Origin of the sequence: Streptomyces sp. NPDC020898 (genome assembly GCF_044333925.1) — a bacterium.
Classification (GTDB): Bacteria; Actinomycetota; Actinomycetes; order Streptomycetales; family Streptomycetaceae; genus Streptomyces.
Genome location: NZ_JBIRRV010000011.1, coordinates 118,614 through 136,904, shown reverse-complemented (window position 1 = coordinate 136,904; position 18,291 = coordinate 118,614). Strand labels below are relative to the sequence as shown.

The window sequence follows — 18,291 nt, the reverse complement described above, 5'->3', positions numbered from 1 at the left end:
CGCGCCGAGTACGATCCGCCCCACACTTGCACGAGCTGGGAGGACGTACCTTGGGGCAGCTGACCGGCGGGGATCCCTCGCTGCTGCGAAGGATCAACTCCGCGGTGGTGCTGCACGCGCTGCGTGCCACGGACTGCGCGACACTGACCGAGATCACCCGGGTGACCGGGCTGTCCCGGCCGACCGTCGAGGGCGTCGTCGAGGGGCTCATCGAGGGCGGGTTCGTCGTCGAGAAGGCCGCCGACGAGAGTGTCGCCCGGCGGCAGGGGCGGCCCGCGCGGCGGTTCCGGTTCCGGGCCGAGGCCGGGCATCTGCTGGGCCTGGAGATCGGGTCCCATCGGGTGGCCGCGCTGCTGTCCGACCTGGACGGGCGTCTCCTGGGGTCGATCGTGAAGGACGTCGACGAGGCGGCGCCCGCGGACGAGCGTCTTGAGCGGCTGCGGTCGGCGGTGGCCGAGCTGTTGCGCCGCGCCGGGGTGGCCCGCGACTCGCTGCGAGCCGTGGGCGTGGCCACGCCGGGGATCGTGGAGGCCGACGGAGTCGTCCGGCTGTGCTCCGCGCTGCCCGAGTGGACCGGGCTGCGGCTCGGTGAGCGGCTCAGCCGGTCCTTCAAGTGTCCTGTCCTGGTGGAGAACGATGCCAACGCGGCTGCCGTCGCCGAGCACTGGAAGGGCGCCGCCGTCGACTCCGACGACGTGGTGTTCGTGCTGGCCGGGCTGAGTCCCGGCGCCGGTTCGCTGATCGGCGGGCGGCTGCACCGGGGGTACGGCGGGGCGGCCGGGGAGATCGGCGCACTGCATCTGCTGGGCCGGGGGGCGACCCCGGAGGCGCTGCTGTCGACCACGGGCGAGCCGCTGCACCCCCTCGACGAGGTGGCCGTCGCCGAGGTGTTCCGCCGCGCCCGCGAGGGCGACGAGCAGGCCCGCGCGGCTGTCGACCGCTTCATCCAGCGGCTCGTCCATGACGTGGCCGCGCTCGTCCTGGCCCTCGACCCCGAGCTGGTCGTCGTCGGCGGCTGGGCGGCGGGACTGGACGGCGTACTGGAGCCGTTGCGCGACGAACTGGCGCGGTATTGTCTGCGACCGCCGGGCGTGGCTCTGTCGCTCCTCGGGGAGGCGGCGGTGGCTACGGGTGCGCTACGGCTGGCCCTCGACCATGTCGAGGAGCAGCTGTTCGCGGTGGAGGGGACTGTGACGGCCCGGCGTTAGCGTTCCGCGTGGAGTGGGGGGTAGTGACTGCGGTGTAGCGGCTGCGGGTTCGTCGTGGCTGGTCGCGCAGTTCCCCGCGCCCCTTCGGGGGCGCGGGGTCGTTCGACGGTCAGGACGCGCGGCGTTCCGGGCCGTGGTGTATTTCCACTCCTCCGGAGTCGCCGAAGGTCAGGCGGCATGTGTCGGCGCGGTAGGTGGCGACGGAGAGGGCGGCCGTGCGGCCCTGGGCGAAGAAGCGGGTCGTGACGACGAGGACGGGGGCCCCGGGGAGGCGGTCCAGTTCCTTGGCGTCGTCCGCGCGGGCCGAGCCGAGTTCCACGGCGCCGTCCTGGCCCTCCAGTTGCAGGCGCTGGAGCTCGCGCAGCACCGCACGCGCGCGTGCCGCACCGGACGGGGCGTCGATCGCCGTCAGGTCGGGCACCGAGGAGGCCGGGACGTAGAGCAGCTCGGCGGCGACCGGCTGGCCGCGCGAGACGCGGGAGCGGCGCACGGTGTGGACGGGCTCGTCCGGGCCGGTCTCCAGGGCGGCGGCCACGGCCACCACCGGTACGGTCAGCGCGCTGTCGACGGGCTGCCAGGAGTCGTCCGCCGTGCCCGGCCAGGCGTGCTGTGCCGTGCCGACGGCGACGCCCATGCGCGGCGGGGCGACGGTCGTACCGACACCGCGGCGGCGCTGGAGGCGGCCTTCGAGTTCGAGCTGTTCCAGTGCCTGGCGGAGCGTGGCGCGGGCGACGCCGAAGCGGGCCGCGAGATCGCGCTCGTTGGGCAGGATCTCGCCCACGGAGAACTCGGAGTCCAGTGCCTCACTGAGCACGGTCTTCAGATGCCAGTACTTCGGCTCCGGCACCGTTTCCAACTGCGTGGTCCCCACCCTGTCCTCCGCAATCGCCGTGGTCCGGCGGCGTTTTAGCGCCTTTGTTTATTAAAGGTTGTTGCACTTTCCTGCGACCATAGGGCGGCCCCGGTACTTGGTCAAGACCAATCAGTGTGCGTGGGGAGCGGCCAGGGCGCGCATCTTGTCCGGGTTGCGGATGATGTACACGCACTGGATACGGCCGTCCGCCACCTCCATCTGGAACACGCTGTCGGGCTTGTCACCGGACAGGACCAGCAGCGCGAGGCCGCCGTTGACCTCCAGGAAGCGGAACGACACGTCCGCGAGGCCCTTGCCCGCGGTGCCGACGATGAAGCGGCCCACATGGTCGGCCGACTCCAGGATCCGGCGCGGCGCCCGCGCCAGGCCGCCGCTGTCGGCGACGAGGCGGACGTCGGGGGCGAGGAGTTCCATGAGGCCCGCGAGGTCGCCCTGCTCCGCGGCGACGAGGAACCGTTCGGTCAGGTCACGGCGCTGTTTCGGGTCGACCTCGTACCGCGGGCGCCGTTCGTCGACGTGCCGGCGGGCGCGTCCGGCGAGCTGACGCACCGCCGGTTCGCCGCGGTCGAGCATGGCGGCGATCTCCGCGTACGGGTAGGCGAAGGCCTCCCGGAGCACGAACACCGCGCGCTCCAGCGGCGAGAGGGACTCCATGACGACCATGACCGCGAGGGACACCGTGTCGGCGAGCACGGCCCGCTCGGCCGCGTCCGGAACGGTGTCCACAAGGTCCGTCACATACGGCTCGGGCAGCCACGGGCCGACGTACGTCTCGCCCCGCGCCTTCACCTGGCGCAGCCGGTCGATGGCGAGCCGGGTCGTGACGCGCACGAGATAGCCGCGCGGTTCGCGTACGTCGGTCCGGTCGGCGGCGAACCAGCGCAGCCACGCCTCCTGGACCACGTCCTCGGCGTCGGCCACCCGGCCGAGCATGCGGTAGGCGACGCCCATGAGGACGGGCCGGTGCTCTTCGAAGACGTCGGTCACGGTGTCGGCGGTCACGGGTCCATCCCAACCCGGCACCGAGGGCCGTGTCCAGCGAGTTGGCGGCCGGTTACCAACGGGGGCTACCCGTCGGTAGCAGTTGCTGACAAGCTGTCTACGCATGCCCGCGCGCAGCCGCACAGACCACCGCACAAACACGTACGACGAGGAGCAACCGCATGTCCGCCACCGTCACCTTCGAGGTCCCGTCTCCGTACGGTCCGCGGGACGAGACCACGACCGTGAAGCTGTCGTACGCGCGCGTGGGCGCCGGCGAACCGCTTCTGCTGCTGCACGGCATCGGGCACCACCGGCAGGCCTGGGACCCGGTGATCGACATCCTGGCCACCGAGCGCGATGTGATCGCCGTCGACCTCCCCGGGTTCGGCGCGTCCCCGGCGCTGCCGGACAACTTCGTGCACGACCTGCCGACGATGACCGCGGTCTTCGGCGCCCTGTGCGAGGCGCTGGAGCTGGACCGGCCGCATGTGGCGGGCAACTCGCTGGGCGGTCTGCTGGCCCTGGAACTGGGCCGCGAACAGCGCGTCCGGTCCGTCACCGCCCTTTCCCCGGCGGGGTTCTGGTCGCAGGCGGAGCGGCGGTACGCGTTCGGGGTGCTGCTCACGATGCGGCGGGCCGCGCGGAGCATGCCGTTGCCCCTGGTCGAGCGGCTGTCGCGCTCGGCGGCGGGCCGAACGGTTCTGACGAGCACCATCTACGCCCGTCCCGGCCGCCGTTCACCCGCTGCCGTCGTCGCCGAGACGCTCGCCCTGGCGAACGCCCAGCGGTTCGGCGAGACCCTCAGGACCGGCCGCGACATCCGGTTCACGGACGACGTGCCGGGCATCCCGGTCACCGTGGCCTGGGGCAGCCGGGATCTGCTGCTCGTGCGCCGGCAGGGCATCCGCGCCAAGCGGATCATCCCCAAGGCCCGGCTGATCAGGCTGCCCGGCTGCGGACACGTCCCGATGAACGACGACCCCGCGCTGGTCGCCCGCGTCCTCCTCGACGGCAGTCGCTGACCGGCGTACGCGAGTGAACGCACCTGATCCCAGGGCGACTCCGGCGCCGACGAGGGCGCTTCCGGCGGCCTGGGCGGCGCCGTAGGAGCCCGTGCCGACGAGCGGGGCGGTGCAGGCCGCGGCGACCGGGATGAGGCCGGAGAAGAGCGTGGCGCGCTCCGCGCCGATCCGCTGCATGCCGATGTACCAGCACACGAAGCCGATGACGGTGACGACCGCCGCCTGCCACAGCAGCGCGGCGGCCTCGGTGGCGTCGGGCACGCGCAGCCAGGCGGCACCGTCGAGGAGCACCCCGGCGAGCGCGGACTCGGCGGCGGCGAGGCCGCACACGGTCGCCGACAGCAGCCGGGGCCCGAGGGGCCGTACCAGGGGCACGGCGAGCACCGCGAACCCGACCTCACCGGCCAGCGCGCACCCGGAGAACGCGATGCCCACGCCGTCCGTACGGCCCCACCCCTGGACCGCGAACGCGCCCACGGCGACGGTCAACGCCCCGTACAGCACCGCCCGTCGGGGTCGCCGCCCGGCCAGGAAGGGGACGAGGACCGCCACGACCACGGGCGCGCAGCCCACGAACACCCCCGGCACCGCCGGTTCCGCGCTGCGTTCGGCGGCGATGACGGCCAGGTTGAAACCGACCATGCCGACGGCCGCGAGCAGCGCGAGGCGGGTCCACCGGCGGGCGGTGAGCGAGCGCAGTGGGGCGGCGCCTCCCTTGCCCACCAGGGGCAGGAGCAGCAGACAGGCCAGTCCGTAGCGCAGGAACTGGCCTCCCGCGTACGGATACTCGCCGAGGACGCTGTTGGCGGTGAAGGAGCAGCCGACGAGGACGGCGGCGAGGGCGGTGAGGAGGGCCCCGCGCGCGGCAGTGATGTCGGCGGGTCGGGCCGTGGCGTTCATAGAGGTGACGCTAGGGAGCGCGGAGGGCCGGATTAAGGTCCACTTGCATGACGTCATCGGGGACCAGTCCGAACGGCCTGCCGGGCTCCGCCGCCTGGGAGTTGCTGCTCCCGGCGGCTTCCGCACCGCCGCGCGCGCGTGGGCGTTCGCTTCAGGAGGCGTTGCGGGAAGCGGTCCGCTCGGGACGGCTCGTACCGGGGACGCGGCTGCCGTCGAGCCGGGATCTCGCGGTCGATCTCGGGGTGTCGCGGGGGCTGGTCACGGAGGCGTACGAGCAGCTGACCGCGGAGGGCTATCTGCGCAGCGGGCGCGGGGCCGGCACCTGGGTGGGCGGTGCCGCCCGGGCCGCGAACCCGCGCGCGCGGGACCTCGCTCCGCGCTCCCCCGGTGCCCGGGCCGACTTCCGTCCCGGCACCCCGGACCTGTCGTTGTTCCCGCGTGCCGCGTGGGCCGCCGCTCAGCGCGCGGTGCTCGCGGAGGTCCCGCACCACGCCCTCGGCTACCCCGATCCGCGCGGGCTGCCCCGGCTGCGGACGGCACTGGCGGAGCTGCTCGCGCGACGCCGGGGCGTGGTCGCGGACCCGGAACGGCTGGTGGTCGTCTCCGGGGTGGCGCAGGCGACGACGCTGCTCGGACACGTGCTCCACGCGCGCGGGATGCGTGACATCGGCGTCGAGGACCCCGGGAGCCCGGAACACGGCTCCCTCCACACCTCGGCCGGCCTGAACGCCGTACCGCTGCCCCTGGACGACGAGGGCCTCGACCTCGACGCGCTGCGGGCCTCCGGGGTGCGGGCGGTGGTGACCACGCCGGCTCACCAGTTCCCGTCCGGGATCGCCTACTCCGCGGGCCGCCGTACCGAACTCCTCGACTGGGCGCGGTCGGTCGACGGGCTGGTGATCGAGGACGACTACGACGGGGACTTCCGGTACGACCGTGCGCCGGTGGGTGCCCTCCAGGGGCTCGATCCCGAGCGGGTCGCCTACACGGGGTCCGTCAGCAAGTCGCTCGCACCCGGGCTGCGGCTCGGCTGGCTGCTCGTACCGGAGTGGGTCGCCGAGGACGTCGTCGAGCGGAAGCGGACGATGGACCTGGGCCATCCCGCCCTCGACCAGGAGCTGTTCGCGCGGTTCGTGGAGCGCGGCGACTACGACCGGCATCTGCGTCGCTGCCAGCGCGCGTACCGCGAGCGCCGCGATGTGCTCGTGGCGGCGCTGGAGGAGCACTTTCCCGGGGCGGAGGTGTCGGGGATCGCGGCGGGCCTGCATGTCATCGCCGCGCTGCCGGAGCGGTACGGGCCGCAGGACCGTTTCCTGGAGCGGACGTCGGCGGCCGGGGTCGCGGCACGGCCGCTGACGGACTTCGCGCACGCGCCCGTGAAGGGTGAAGGTGTGCGGCTGGTGCTGGGGTACGCGCAGTTGTCGCCCGCGCGGATCGCGGCCGGGGTCCGGCTCATGGCCGGTGCGCTGGGCGGGTGACCGGTTTCCTTGCCTGCTTCCCCTCTCCGCCTTCCCTTGTCCGCCTTCCCTTGTCCGCAGGGCAGTTGTTCACTCGTGGTTTGCGTGGGCGCTGCGGGGCGCGAGTAGTTGTGGCTGTGCACACTCGCCGGATCCCGTCCCCGGAGGCACACCCCATGTCACCTTCTCCCCTGCCCGGTCGTCGCAGCGTGCTGCGCGGCTCGCTCGCCGCGTCGGCGGCCCTGGCCCTGCCCGCCGCCGTCGGTTCGGCGGCGCCCGCGTTCGCCCTGTCCGGGCGGCCGAAGGCAGGGTGGGGTGTCCAGACGGGCGATGTGACCGCCGACTCGGGGCTGGTGTGGGTGCGATCCGACCGGCCGGCCCGGATGGTCGTCGAGACGTCCGCCACCGAGTCGTTCCGCAACGCCCGCCGGTGGCACGGTCCGCTGCTCGGCGCGGACAGCGACTTCACCGGTACGACACGGCTGCGCGGGCTGCCGCCGGGCGAGCAGATCCATTACCGCGTGCTGCTGGCCGACCCGGACGACCCGCGCCGCACCGGCGAGCCGGTGTCGGGCACCTTCCGTACGGCGCCGGTCCGGCGGCGCGACGGAGTGCGGTTCCTGTGGTCGGGGGACCTGGCGGGGCAGGGCTGGGGCATCAACCCGGACCTCGGCGGCTACCGGATCTACGACGCGATGGGCAAGCTCGACCCCGACTTCTTCCTGTGCAGCGGCGACAACATCTACGCCGACGGCCCGATAGCCGCGACCGCCGCGCTGCCCGACGGCAGCACCTGGCGGAACATCACCACCGAGGAGAAGGCGAAGGTCGCGGAGACCCTCGCCGAGTTCCGGGGCAACTTCCGGTACAACCTGCTCGACGAGAACCTCCAGCGGTTCAACGCCCAGGTCCCGTCGATCGTCCAGTGGGACGACCACGAGGTGCGCAACAACTGGTACCCGGGTCAGACGATCCTCGACTCGGACACCCGTTACACCGAGAAGAGCGTCGACACCCTGGTCGGCCGGGCCGAGCGGGCCTTCAGCGAGTACTTTCCCGTCTCCACGCTCCGGCCGGGTGCCCGGGACGGCCGCGTCCACCGCGTCCTGCACCAGGGGCCGCTGCTCGACGTGTTCGTCCTCGACATGCGGACGTACCGCAACGCCAACTCGCCCGACGACCAGACCGTCGACCCGCAGGGCATCCTCGGCGCGGAGCAGCTGGAGTGGCTCAAGCGGGAGCTGTCGTGCTCGCGAGCCGTGTGGAAGGTGATCGCCGCCGACATGCCACTGGGCCTGGTCGTGCCGGACGCCACCGAGGGCAAGGCCAACATCGAGGCCGTCGCCCAGGGCGACCCGGGTGCGCCCCTCGGACGTGAGCTGCAGATCGCCGAGCTGCTGCGGTTCGTCAAGCACCGTCGGATCACCGGCACGGTCTGGCTGACCGCAGACGTCCATAACACCTCGGCCCAGCACTACCAGCCCTCTCGGGCCTCCTTCACCGACTTCGAGCCGTTCTGGGAGTTCGTGTCGGGCCCGCTGAACGCCGGGGCCTTCCCCGCCAGCGCGCTCGACGGCACGTTCGGTCCCGAGCGGGTCTTCGTGAAGGCGCCGACCACGGCGAACATCTCACCCGCCGGCGGCTACCAGTTCTTCGGCGAGGTCGACATCGACGGCGACAGCGGAGAACTGACGGTGCGGCTGCGCGAGCAGGACGGGACGGTGCTGTTCACGAAGGTGCTGCAGCCGGGACGGGTGGGGCAGTAGAAGCTCGCGATGGCAATCGTATAAAAGTTGACGAAATGTATGAAATGTGACTTAACCCTTAGGTCACAGTCCGTTCGTGATCACGCAACACCGGTACCGCAAGGTGGCTGCATGACTCGAAACATGTGTGACGAAACCTCCGTGAACAACGGGCGTCCCGTGCGCCGCTGGCGGCGGGACGCGGTCGAGCTCGCCGCGCTGCTGCGCACATGGTGGGCAAGCCGCCACGGTCATGCTCCACCGGCAGAGGACCCCGGTGTCGAAACCGGCACCGCCCCCGACACCGGCGCGAGTGTGCTGTGGCGGATGCGTACGACGGTGAAGGACGAGCCGGGATCGCTCGCCGCGCTGTGCATCGCCCTCGCCGAGCGGCACATCGACATCCTCAGCCTCCAGACGCACCCGCTGGCCCAGGGCACTGTCGACGAGTTCCTGCTGCGTGCCCCCGGTGACCTCGGCGCGGCCGAGATCTCCGAGTCGGTGTCCGGGGCGGGCGGCACCGGGACGTGGATCGAGCGGGCCGACGCCCACGATCTCGTCGACGCGCCGACCCGGATCCTGGGCCTGGCCACTCGTACGGCCCTGGACCGGGCCGAACTGCCGTTGGCGCTGCGTCAGTTGCTGGGCCGGTGCACGATCCGGTCGCTGCCCGGCGGCGACCAGCCGGCGCGGGCGGGCGTACCGGTCGAGGGAGCCCTCGAAGAGACGGACACGGTGATGCGGCTGCGCGCGCCGGAAGGCGGAGTGATCACTGTGGAGCGGCCGTATCTGCCGTTCACCCCGACCGAGTTCGCGCGGGCGCGGGCCCTGGTGGAGCTGGACGCGCGGCTCGGTGCCCGCGTCCCGCACGGCCAGGACGTGCTGACGCTGCCGCGCGGCAACGCCATCACCGTACGGCGGGCCGACGCGGGTGACCTGGACGCGGCGAAGGCGATGCACGAGCGCTGCTCACCGCGCACCCTCTCGCTGCGCTACCACGGCCCGATGGGCGACGCCGACCGCTATCTGGGCCACCTGCTCAGCCCGCGCTTCGGCCGCACCCTCGCCGTACAGACGGCGTCGGGGCGCGTCGTCGGCCTCGGTCACCTCCTCTGGGACGGCGACGAGACCGAGATCGCGCTGGTCGTCGAGGACGAGTGGCAGCGGCGCGGTATCGGCGGCGAGCTTCTTCGCCGCCTGGTGTCGATGGCGCGTGAGGCGAACTGCGAGCACGTGTACGCCGTCACGCAGTCCTCCAACACCGGCATGGTCGCCGCGATGCGCGGCCTCGGGCTGCCGCTCGACTACCAGATCGAGGCGGGCACGCTGGTGATCACAGCACGCCTGGACGCGTCCCCGGTGGCCGCTCCGCTGTCGTACGACCACAGCGTGCGGGACTGAACGCTCCGTCAAGTCCCGGTGCTCTGTCGGCGGGTCCGTCGTGGCCGAACCGCGCCTCGCCACGCCGGACCCGCTGGGCACGGTGGCGTCGAATCGACGTGACGCCAACCGTCGTCGCGTACGAGGATGGGCCCATGTCAGATACCAAGAGCCCGCTGCCCCGTGAGGTCGCCGACGCCTATGTCGACGAGCTCATCGCCCTCGACCCGATCACCGGTACGTACCTCGGCGTGAAGGAGAGTTCGAGCAGGCTTCCGGACACCTCGCCCGCGGGTCAGGAGGCCCTGGCGGAGCTGGCCCGGACGACGCTGGCGCGGCTGGACGAGGCCGAGCGGCGGCCCGGTGCGGACAGTGACATCGAGCGGCGCTGCGGGCGCCTGCTGCGGGAGCGGCTCACCGCCGAACTCGCCGTGCACGAGGCCGGCGAGGGCCTGCGCGCCGTCGGCAACATGCACACGGCCGCGCACTCGGTGCGGGAGGTGTTCACGGTGACGCCGGCGGAGACGGACGAGGACTGGGCGGCGATCGCGCAGCGGCTGCGCGCGGTGCCGACCGCACTGCGGGGCTACCGGGAGAGCCTGGCCCTGGGTCTGGAACGCGAGCTGTACGCGGGTCCGCGTCCCACCGCCACGTTCATCGAGCAGCTCGGCGAGTGGTCCGACCTGGACGGCAAGGGCATCGGCTGGTTCGCGGACTTCGCGTCGGCCGGCCCCGAGGCTCAGCGCACCGAGCTGGACGAGGCGGCGCGGATCGCGGACGAGGCCGTCGTCGCACTCCAGGACTGGATGCGGGACGTGTACGCGCCGGCCGTCGAGGGCGCGCCGAACACCGTGGGCCGGGAGCGGTACGCGCGCTGGTCGCGCTACTGGAACGGTACGGATCTGGACCTCAACGAGGCGTACGCGTACGGGTGGGCCGAGTTCCACCGCCTCCTCGGCGAGATGAAGCAGGAGGCGGAGAAGATCCTGCCCGGCGCCGCGACACCGTGGGTGGCGCTGGCGCATCTCGACGAGCACGGCAAGCACATCGAGGGCGTCGACGAGGTCCGCGAGTGGCTCCAGGGCCTGATGGACCAGGCGATCGAGGCGCTGGACGGCACGCACTTCGAACTCGCCGAGCGGGTGAAGAGGGTCGAGTCGCGCATCGCGCCGCCCGGCAGTGCGGCGGCGCCCTACTACATGGCCCCGTCGGAGGACTTCTCCCGCCCCGGCACCACCTGGCTGCCGACCATGGGCCTGACCCGCTTCCCCGTGTACGACCTCGTCTCGACCTGGTACCACGAGGGCGTCCCCGGCCACCACCTCCAGCTCGCGCAGTGGGCGCACGTCGCCGAGAACCTCTCCCGCTACCAGGCCACCATCGGCGGTGTCAGCGCCAACTGCGAGGGCTGGGCGCTGTACGCGGAGCGTCTGATGGACGAGCTGGGCTTCCTCACGGACGCCGAGCAGCGCCTCGGCTACCTCGACGCGCAGATGATGCGGGCGGCCCGCGTCATCGTCGACATCGGCATGCACGTGGAGCTGGAGATCCCGGCGGACTCCCCGTTCCACCCGGGCGAGCGCTGGACGCCGGAACTGGCCCAGGAGTTCTTCGGCGCCCACAGCAGCCGCCCCGCGGACTTCGTGGAGAGCGAACTGACCCGGTACCTGACGATCCCCGGCCAGGCGATCGGCTACAAACTGGGCGAACGGGCCTGGCTGCTGGGCCGCGAGAACGCCCAGCGCCGCCACGGCGACGCCTTCGACGCGAAGGCCTGGCACATGGCCGCGCTGTCGCAGGGGTCGCTGGGGCTGGACGACCTGGTGGACGAGCTGTCACAGCTGTGAGCAACTGACGCCGACGCGGCCGTGAGGTAACTCGGCGGGGCGGTACGGGGGTTGTGGGGCTCGAGGTACGCCCCGCACCCCCGGCCCCCGTCCTCGCGTAAGCCCTTCAACCGGTCAGCCGGTCAGCCGCCGCAGCTGTACGAGCCCCACCCACGTCTCCGGCCCCGGTTCCACGTACGCCGCCCGCACCGCGTACCGCCCCGGCGCCAGTTCCACGCGCAGATGATCGGTACGGTCCGTCTCCTTGCCCGGCCAGGCCGAGTCGAAGAGGAGCACGTCCCCCGGGATGTCCCACGCCCTGTCCGCCTCCCACTCCGCCGCGGCGAGCGCTGCCGGGACACTGGCCAGGAGTTCGTCCTCGGAGTCGGCGGCGCACCACCGTACGAAGGTGTCGTGCTCCGGCAGGAACGCGGTCGAGGCGGGTTCGTCGCCGAGGACGAGAGCCGTCATGTCGCCGACGGGCACGAACCCGATGCGACCGTCCACCTCGCAGGCCCGGTCGTAGTCCGTCGACAACTCGTCGCCGTCCGCGCCGGACCAGAACGGCAACACCGCTTCCGGTACCACGATGAGCGGTCCGCCGCCCGACTCCACCCACTCAACTGCCGCGCCAGCATTCGCGTTTCGTGCCATGCACAGCAACCTACACGCAGTGCGCACCCGTAAATCAGCAACCGCAGTCAGCCGCCTCCACCGGGGCCGTCAGCATGTCGGGGTCGCGGCGCTCGCGTCCCTCCCAGGTCTCGAACTCGAAGCCCTCGCGCACCCAGTACTCGAAGCCGCCAAGCATCTCCTTGACCTGGTAGCCGAGTTGGGCGAGGGCGAGGGCGGCGCGGGTTGCACCGTTGCAGCCGGGGCCCCAGCAGTACGTCACCACCGGTACGGACCTGTCGAGGAGGCGGTCGGCCTGCTCGGGGATCAGGGCCGTCGGCAGATGGAGTGCGCCAGGGATGTGGCCCTGGTCCCAGGACTCGGTGGAGCGCGAGTCGAGGACGACGAAACCGGGCTCGCCGTCGGCCCCGAGCACGGCGGCCACGTCGGACACGTCGGCGTGGAAGGCGAGGCTGGCGCCGAAGTAGGCGGCGGCCTCGGCCGGGGAGGCCGGAGCTACGCGCAGGACGGGGTTGACGACGGTCGTGCTGACGCTCATGGTCCGGCCTTTCCCTGGTGGGAGCCCCGGGCAGGACTCCATGGCCAGAAATCTACGGCCGGTGATCGCTTCACCTGAAGGTGTGATCCACGGCCTTCAGCTTGATCAGCCGGGGATTACCCTGCTATTCCTCGGGCATGAGCACGTTTTCCCCGGACGCCACCGACTGGCGCATCCTCGAAGTCCTCCAGCGCGACGGCCGCGCCACGTTCGCCGAGCTGGCGCGTGCCGTCGCGATGTCCGCGAGCGCGGTCACCGATCGGGTGCGGCGGCTGGAGGAGGCCGGTGTCATCCAGGGGTACGCGGCGGTGGTCGACCCGGAGCGGCTCGGGCTGCCGATCCTCGCCTTCGTACGGCTGAGGTACCCGAACGGCAACTACAAGCCCTTCCACGACCTGGTCGCCGTGACGCCCGAGATCCTGGAGGCGCATCACGTGACCGGCGACGACTGCTTCGTCATCAAGGTCACCGCGCGTTCGATGCGACACCTGGAGGAGGTGTCGGGGAAGATCGGCGCGCTGGGGTCCGTCACCACGAGCGTCGTCTACTCCTCGCCGCTCCCCCGCCGTCCCCTCGGTCACTGAGCGTCGGCGGGCTCACTCACCGCCCCGTTGCCGCACCACCGACCCCGATCTCCCCTTCACCACCTCCAGCTGGGCGTGGATCCGCCGGCGCAGGTCCGGCACATGGCTGACGATGCCGACGCTGCGGTCGCGCTCACGCAGCGAGTCGAGGACGTCGAGGACCTCGTCCAGGGTCTGTTCGTCGAGGCTGCCGAAGCCCTCGTCGATGAAGAGGGTGTCGAGGCGGACCCCGCCGGCCTCGTCCGTGACCACGTCCGCGAGGCCGAGGGCGAGGGCGAGCGACGCGAAGAAGGTCTCGCCGCCGGACAGGGTCGCCGTGTCCCGCTCGCGGCCGGTCCAGGCGTCGACGACGTGCAGGCCGAGACCGCTGCGGCCCCGGCCGGCCCGGTCGTCGGAGTGGACGAGGGTGTAGCGCCCGGACGACATGCGCCGCAGCCGTGCCGTCGCGGCGGCGGCCACCTGTTCCAGGCGGGCCGCGAGGACGTACGACTCCAGCCGCATCCTGCGTTCGTTGTCCGCCGAGGTGCCCGCGGTGAGGGTGGCGAGGCGGGCCACCCGGTCGTGGGCCGCACGCAGCGGCGCGAGCCGTCGGACCGCCGTGGCCGAGCGGGCGGAGAGGCGGTCGAGTTCCACGCAGCGGTTCGCGGCGGCGTCGCGCGCGGACGCGGTCTCCCGCAGGCGCCGGGCAGCTGCCGAGGCCGCCTGTTCGGCGCCCGCGAGGTCGGCGGGCGGCTGCTGGGCGGCGGCCGCGGTGTCCGGCTCGGCGAGGACGGCCCGTACGGCGGCTTCCTCGGACTGCCAGGCGTCCAGCCGCCGTTGGAGTTCACGGTGGGCCGCGTCGTCCAGCAGGGCTTCCGCCGCCGCCCGCGGGGTGTCGAATCCGGCGCGGTAGGCGGCGTCGGCGAGGCGGGCGTCGGCGTCCTTGAGGCGCTGGGCGGTGTCCTCGGCGGTGCGGGCGGCCTCGGCTGTCTCCGTGAGCAGCGCCGCCCGCCGCTCCAGTTGCGCGGCCCGCGCGGAAACGCTGTCGGCGCCGCCCCGGGCCTGCGCCAACTCCTCGTCCAGCGTGGCCTTTTCGCGGTCGAGGGTGTCCCGGTGGGCGACCCGGGATGCCGTCCTGAGTGCCGCCTCCTGCTGGGCGAGGGTGCGGCGCTCGTGCTCCTGCTCGGCCCTGCGCAGTTCCTCGCGGGCCGGGTGCAGCCCGGAGGCACCCCGTCGGGCGTCCTCGTACTGCCGCTCCAACTCCTCGGTCTGCTCGGCGAGTTGTGCGGTGGGCGCGTCCCCGGCCTCGGCTGTGGCGGCGGCCAGCGCCTCGCGTACGAGGCCCAGTCGGCGTTCGGCCTCGGCGCGCCTTTCGTCGGCCCGCTGGTAGGCGGCCAGCGCGCTTTCCTCCGCCTCGCGGTCGACGTGCCCGGCGATCTTCCGTGCGGGGGCCGGGTGTTCGGTGGCTCCGCAGACGGCGCAGGGTTCGCCGTCGGCGAGGTTGGCGGCCAGTTCGGCGGCGATGCCGTTCAGGCGCTGTTCCTTGAGGTCGAGCCAGTGTGCCTTGGCCTCCGTGGCGCGCTCGCGGGAGGCCAGTACGTGTGTCTGCGCCTCGTCCGTGTCCCGGGCGAACGCGTCGCGCTGCCGGGCTGCCCTGAGCCGGATCTGGGCGGGTTCCCGCTGGACGGCGAGCTGTTCGGCCCGGGTGGCGTCCTCCTGCGCCGACTCGATACGGCTCTGGAGGCCCGCCCGCGTCGCCTCCCACCCGCCCAGCCAGTTCTCGGCGTCGTGCAGCACGTCCTCGTCGGCGCGCTCCTGGCGGTCCAGGCCGGCGCGCTCGTCGATGACATGGGCCAGGCGTTGCTCCGCGCGGCGGGCCGACTCCAGCCCGCCCAGTTCCTCGGCGGCCCGGCGTGCGGCGGCGGCGAGTCCACCGGCACCGGCGTCGGCGAAGGTGTCCGGCAGCAGGGCACGCGCGCGTGCCTCTCCGTCGGCCGCGCGCCGGTGCTCGGCCTCGGCCTCCTCCCGCAGCTCCAACGCGGGCGCCACCGCCTCCGCCTTGCGGGCCCGCTCCATCCGCAGCCGATCCTCCCGGTGCGCGTCCGCCCGCTCCTCCAGCCGCCCGGCCCGCTCCCGCGCCTCCGCGAACCGCCGCTGCAACCGCGCCACTTCGCGTACGGCGGCCAGCGCGCCGTCGGCCGCGGCCTGCGCGGACTCGGCGGCGGCGCGGGCACAGTGGGCGATGGTGAGCCGCTCGCGCGCGGTGGAGCGGGCGACGGCGGCGGCTCCCATGATGGCCTCGGCCAGCCCCGGTTCACCCGGCGTGAGGCCGGGCAGCTCCATGGCGTCACCGGCTGCCTGTTGCATCCGGTGGGCGTCGGCCAGCAACTCCGCGTCCCCGTCGCGCACTTCGGCCTCGGCGGCGCGCCGGCGATCCGCGAGGCGTTTCTCGACCTCGGCGAAGCGATGCGTGTCGAAGAGACGGCCGAGCAGCTTGCCGCGGGCCTCGGCGTCGGCGCGCAGGAAGCGGGCGAAGTCGCCCTGGGGCAGCAGCACGACCTGGCAGAACTGCTCGCGGCTCATGCCGAGCAGCTGGGTGATCTCCTCGCCGATCTCCTGGTGGGAGCGGCTGAGGTCCTTCCAGGCGCCGGCCGAGGCGTCGTACTCGCGCAGCCAGCTCTGGGCCTTGTCGAGGGTCGTGCCCGCGCCGCGCTTCTTGGGGCGCTCCCAGGGCGGCTGCCGGGTGAGCTCCAACCGGCGTCCGGCGACGGTGAGTTCGAGGGTGACCTCCGTCCGGGTGCCGGGCGCGGCGTGGTCGCTGCGCAGGGAGCCGCCCTGGCGGGCGCCGGGTACCGAGCCGTACAGCGCGTAGCAGACGGCGTCCAGGACGGAGGTCTTGCCGGCGCCCGTCGGACCGTGCAGAAGGAAAAGTCCGGCGGCCGACAGGTCGTCGAAGTCGACCTTCTGGGCGCCGCCGAAGGGCCCGAAGGCGGTGATGTCCAGCCGGTGCAGCCTCACCGGGCGCCCTCCTTGTGCGGGGCGATGCCACCGCGCCGGTCCGTCCGCGCGCGGCTGCCCGTATCGTCGCCCGAGCCGGCCCGCGCGGGCACTGCCCTGCGGCTCCCGCCTCTGCCACCGCGCCCGGTCCCGTCAGCCCCTGCCGGATTCACCGGGCCACCTCCCGCACCGTCTCGTCGGCGCGCACCGCGTCGAACGCGTCCCGCAGCACGCCCCGTTCGTGCTCGTCCGCTCCCGCGCCCCGCACATGCATGACGAAGTCCTCCGCGATCTCCTGGTCGTCGCGCCCTTCCAGGCGCCGCGCATACGTCACGTCAGGGTCCTCCGGTGACCGCGCCGGGTCGAAGGCGAGGCTCAGGGTGTGCGGGAACCGTTCCATGAGCCGGGCCATCGGGTCGGCCGGGCGCACCGCGTCGGTGAGCGTCGCCTCGACCCAGGCCTCCTCGTGCCGGGCGAGGCCGGGATCGGCGAGCAGGTCCTCCAACGGCCCCCGGATACGGGCCAGCGCGCGAGGCACCGGGCAGTCGACGCGCTCCGCGGTGAGCGAGCCGTCGCCCGCCAGGTCGATCAGCCACATGCTCTTGCGGTGGTCGGCCTCCGAGAAGGAGTACGGCAGCGGGGAGCCCGAGTAGCGCACGCGCTCGGTGATGGTCTGGCAGCCGTGCAGATGCCCGAGGGCCACATAGTCGACGCCGTCGAACACCCCGGCGGGCACGGAGGCGACCCCTCCGACGGTGATGTCCCGCTCGCTGTCGCTGACCTCACCGCCGGTGACGAAGGCATGGGCGAGGACGACGGAACGGGTGCCCTCCGCGCGCGTGGCGAGGTCGGCGCGGACCCGGTCCACGGCGGCGGCGAGGACGCTCTCGTGGCCCGCCTTCTCCACCCCGAACTCGTCCTTCACCAGGGCGGGTTCGAGATACGGCAGGCCGTAGAAGGCCACGTCGCCGAAGGCGTCCCGGAGCACCACCGGGGTACCGGCGGCCGACGGGTCGGTGCGCAGGTGGATGCCTGCGCGGTCGATGAGCCCGGCGCCGACGCCGAGGCGGCGGGCCGAGTCGTGGTTACCGGAGATCATCACCGTCGGCACACCGAGGCCGGCGAGCCGGTGCAGGGCGTCGTCGAAGAGCTCGACCGCGGCCAGCGGGGGCACCGCCCGGTCGTACACATCACCGGACACGACCACCGCGTCGACCTCGCGCTCGCGCGCGACGGAGACGAGATGGCCGATGAACTCGGCCTGCGCCCCGAGCATGTTCACCCGGTGGAAAGCGCGGCCGAGATGCCAGTCGGACGTGTGCAGCAGCCTCATGATCCCCGAAACTAACAGCCGGGTCTGACATCACGGGCGGTTACTCCCGTATCGGCCCGATGTGCGGCCCCCGAGGCCACCGTGACGCACACGCACCCGAGTCCACTCACACCCGTCACGCGTCCCCGTAGGCCTCTGAGCCGAGTTCGAACCCGGCCGTCCCCGCTGTCGCGTCCGCCAGCCACGACCGGAACGTCTCCACCTCGGCGTCCGGGAGTCCGATCTCGATCGTGACGGCCTCCCCGTACCGCACGTCCCTGACCTCGCGGCCGGTCGACCGCAGGTCGTTCTGGACCTTGCCGGCCCGTTGGTGATCGACGGTCACCGTGGCGAGCCGGAAGCGGCGGCGGGTGCGGGTGTCGAGGGTGTCCAGGGCTTCGCCGACCGCTCCCCCGTACGCCCTGATGAGGCCGCCCGCGCCCAGTTTGACGCCGCCGTAGTAGCGGGTGACGACGGCGACGACGTACCGCATGTCGCGGCGCAGCAGCATCTGGAGCATGGGGACGCCTGCCGTGCCGCCCGGTTCGCCGTCGTCGCTCGCCCGCTGGACGGAGGCGTCGGCGCCGATGACGTACGCGTAGCAGTTGTGTGTGGCGTCCGCGTGTTCCCTGCGGACGGCGGCGACGAACGCCTGGGCCTCCTGTTCGGTGGCCGCCGGGGCGAGGGCGCACAGGAAGCGGGAGCGGTTGACCTCGGTCTCGTGCACTCCCGCGTGGGCCACTGTGCGGTACTCGTCCGGCATCCGGTCACCCTACGGGGGTTGGCGTGGTGGATACTCACTCCTCGTTGCCCAAAGGCCGCAGGCCAGGCCGAATACACAGAGACATCAAC

14 protein-coding genes and 1 pseudogene are annotated in these 18,291 nt (G+C 72.8%); 7 read left to right on the top strand and 8 right to left on the bottom strand.

The genetic code is table 11. The features are described 5' to 3' along the window. The first annotated feature begins 50 nt into the window (after positions 1 to 50). Entirely contained in the window at positions 51 to 1,208 is a 1,158-nt protein-coding gene (locus ACH4TV_RS30805; RefSeq protein WP_398403822.1) for an ROK family transcriptional regulator, read from the top strand. A gap of 109 nt (positions 1,209 to 1,317) precedes the next feature. On the opposite strand, the gene ACH4TV_RS30800 is transcribed toward ACH4TV_RS30805, so the two are convergent. After that, the gene (locus tag ACH4TV_RS30800; RefSeq protein ID WP_398403820.1) at positions 1,318 to 2,079 is read right to left on the bottom strand and encodes a GntR family transcriptional regulator; all 762 of its coding nucleotides are present in this window, start codon (positions 2,077 to 2,079) and stop codon (positions 1,318 to 1,320) included. 111 nt (positions 2,080 to 2,190) lie between these two features. Next, complete coding sequence (locus tag ACH4TV_RS30795) at positions 2,191 to 3,084, bottom strand: RNA polymerase sigma-70 factor (RefSeq protein WP_398403818.1); 894 nt, start codon at positions 3,082 to 3,084, stop codon at positions 2,191 to 2,193. Between the two features lie 161 nt (positions 3,085 to 3,245). Here ACH4TV_RS30795 and ACH4TV_RS30790 point away from each other — a divergent pair, with 161 nt between their 5' ends. Continuing rightward, positions 3,246 to 4,088 carry an alpha/beta fold hydrolase gene (locus tag ACH4TV_RS30790; RefSeq protein ID WP_398403816.1) on the top strand — a complete coding sequence of 281 codons (843 nt, stop codon included), beginning with the start codon at positions 3,246 to 3,248 and terminating at the stop codon, positions 4,086 to 4,088. A 42-nt stretch (positions 4,089 to 4,130) separates the two neighbouring features. Here ACH4TV_RS30790 and ACH4TV_RS30785 read toward each other — a convergent pair. Beyond that, positions 4,131 to 4,988: pseudogene (locus tag ACH4TV_RS30785) on the bottom strand (EamA family transporter); the annotation flags it as partial. Between the two features lie 47 nt (positions 4,989 to 5,035). Here ACH4TV_RS30785 and ACH4TV_RS30780 point away from each other — a divergent pair. The 4 genes from ACH4TV_RS30780 to ACH4TV_RS30765 all read left to right on the top strand — a co-directional run bounded on the left by ACH4TV_RS30780 (position 5,036) and on the right by ACH4TV_RS30765 (position 11,417). Continuing rightward, positions 5,036 to 6,466 carry a PLP-dependent aminotransferase family protein gene (locus ACH4TV_RS30780; protein ID WP_398403814.1) on the top strand — a complete coding sequence of 477 codons (1,431 nt, stop codon included), beginning with the start codon at positions 5,036 to 5,038 and terminating at the stop codon, positions 6,464 to 6,466. 155 nt (positions 6,467 to 6,621) lie between these two features. After that, positions 6,622 to 8,211, top strand: a complete 1,590-nt coding sequence (locus ACH4TV_RS30775) for an alkaline phosphatase D family protein (protein WP_398403812.1) — start codon at positions 6,622 to 6,624, stop codon at positions 8,209 to 8,211. Positions 8,212 to 8,322: 111 nt separating this feature from the next. Then, entirely contained in the window at positions 8,323 to 9,591 is a 1,269-nt protein-coding gene (locus ACH4TV_RS30770; protein ID WP_398403810.1) for a GNAT family N-acetyltransferase, read from the top strand. A gap of 134 nt (positions 9,592 to 9,725) precedes the next feature. Continuing rightward, positions 9,726 to 11,417: a DUF885 domain-containing protein gene (locus ACH4TV_RS30765; RefSeq protein ID WP_398403808.1), complete on the top strand. Its 1,692-nt coding sequence runs from the start codon at positions 9,726 to 9,728 to the stop codon at positions 11,415 to 11,417. A 114-nt stretch (positions 11,418 to 11,531) separates the two neighbouring features. Here ACH4TV_RS30765 and ACH4TV_RS30760 read toward each other — a convergent pair whose 3' ends face one another. Beyond that, a complete protein-coding gene (locus ACH4TV_RS30760; protein ID WP_398403806.1) occupies positions 11,532 to 12,050 on the bottom strand; it encodes an Imm21 family immunity protein in 519 nt (172 codons plus the stop codon). A 34-nt stretch (positions 12,051 to 12,084) separates the two neighbouring features. Continuing rightward, a complete protein-coding gene (locus ACH4TV_RS30755; RefSeq protein WP_398403804.1) occupies positions 12,085 to 12,567 on the bottom strand; it encodes a rhodanese-like domain-containing protein in 483 nt (160 codons plus the stop codon). Positions 12,568 to 12,704: 137 nt separating this feature from the next. Between ACH4TV_RS30755 and ACH4TV_RS30750 the strand changes: the two genes are divergently transcribed. Further along, the gene (locus ACH4TV_RS30750) at positions 12,705 to 13,151 is read left to right on the top strand and encodes an Lrp/AsnC family transcriptional regulator (RefSeq protein WP_398403802.1); all 447 of its coding nucleotides are present in this window, start codon (positions 12,705 to 12,707) and stop codon (positions 13,149 to 13,151) included. A 12-nt stretch (positions 13,152 to 13,163) separates the two neighbouring features. Here the strand turns inward: ACH4TV_RS30750 and ACH4TV_RS30745 are convergent, their stop codons facing one another. The 3 genes from ACH4TV_RS30745 to ACH4TV_RS30735 all read right to left on the bottom strand — a co-directional run bounded on the left by ACH4TV_RS30745 (position 13,164) and on the right by ACH4TV_RS30735 (position 18,202). Further along, entirely contained in the window at positions 13,164 to 16,148 is a 2,985-nt protein-coding gene (locus ACH4TV_RS30745) for an AAA family ATPase (protein ID WP_398403800.1), read from the bottom strand. 148 nt (positions 16,149 to 16,296) lie between these two features. Beyond that, positions 16,297 to 17,460, bottom strand: coding sequence for an exonuclease SbcCD subunit D (locus tag ACH4TV_RS30740; protein WP_398403798.1), 1,164 nt, complete (start codon positions 17,458 to 17,460; stop codon positions 16,297 to 16,299). A 115-nt stretch (positions 17,461 to 17,575) separates the two neighbouring features. Next, entirely contained in the window at positions 17,576 to 18,202 is a 627-nt protein-coding gene (locus ACH4TV_RS30735) for a YigZ family protein (protein WP_398403796.1), read from the bottom strand. Between the last annotated feature and the right edge of the window lie 89 nt (positions 18,203 to 18,291).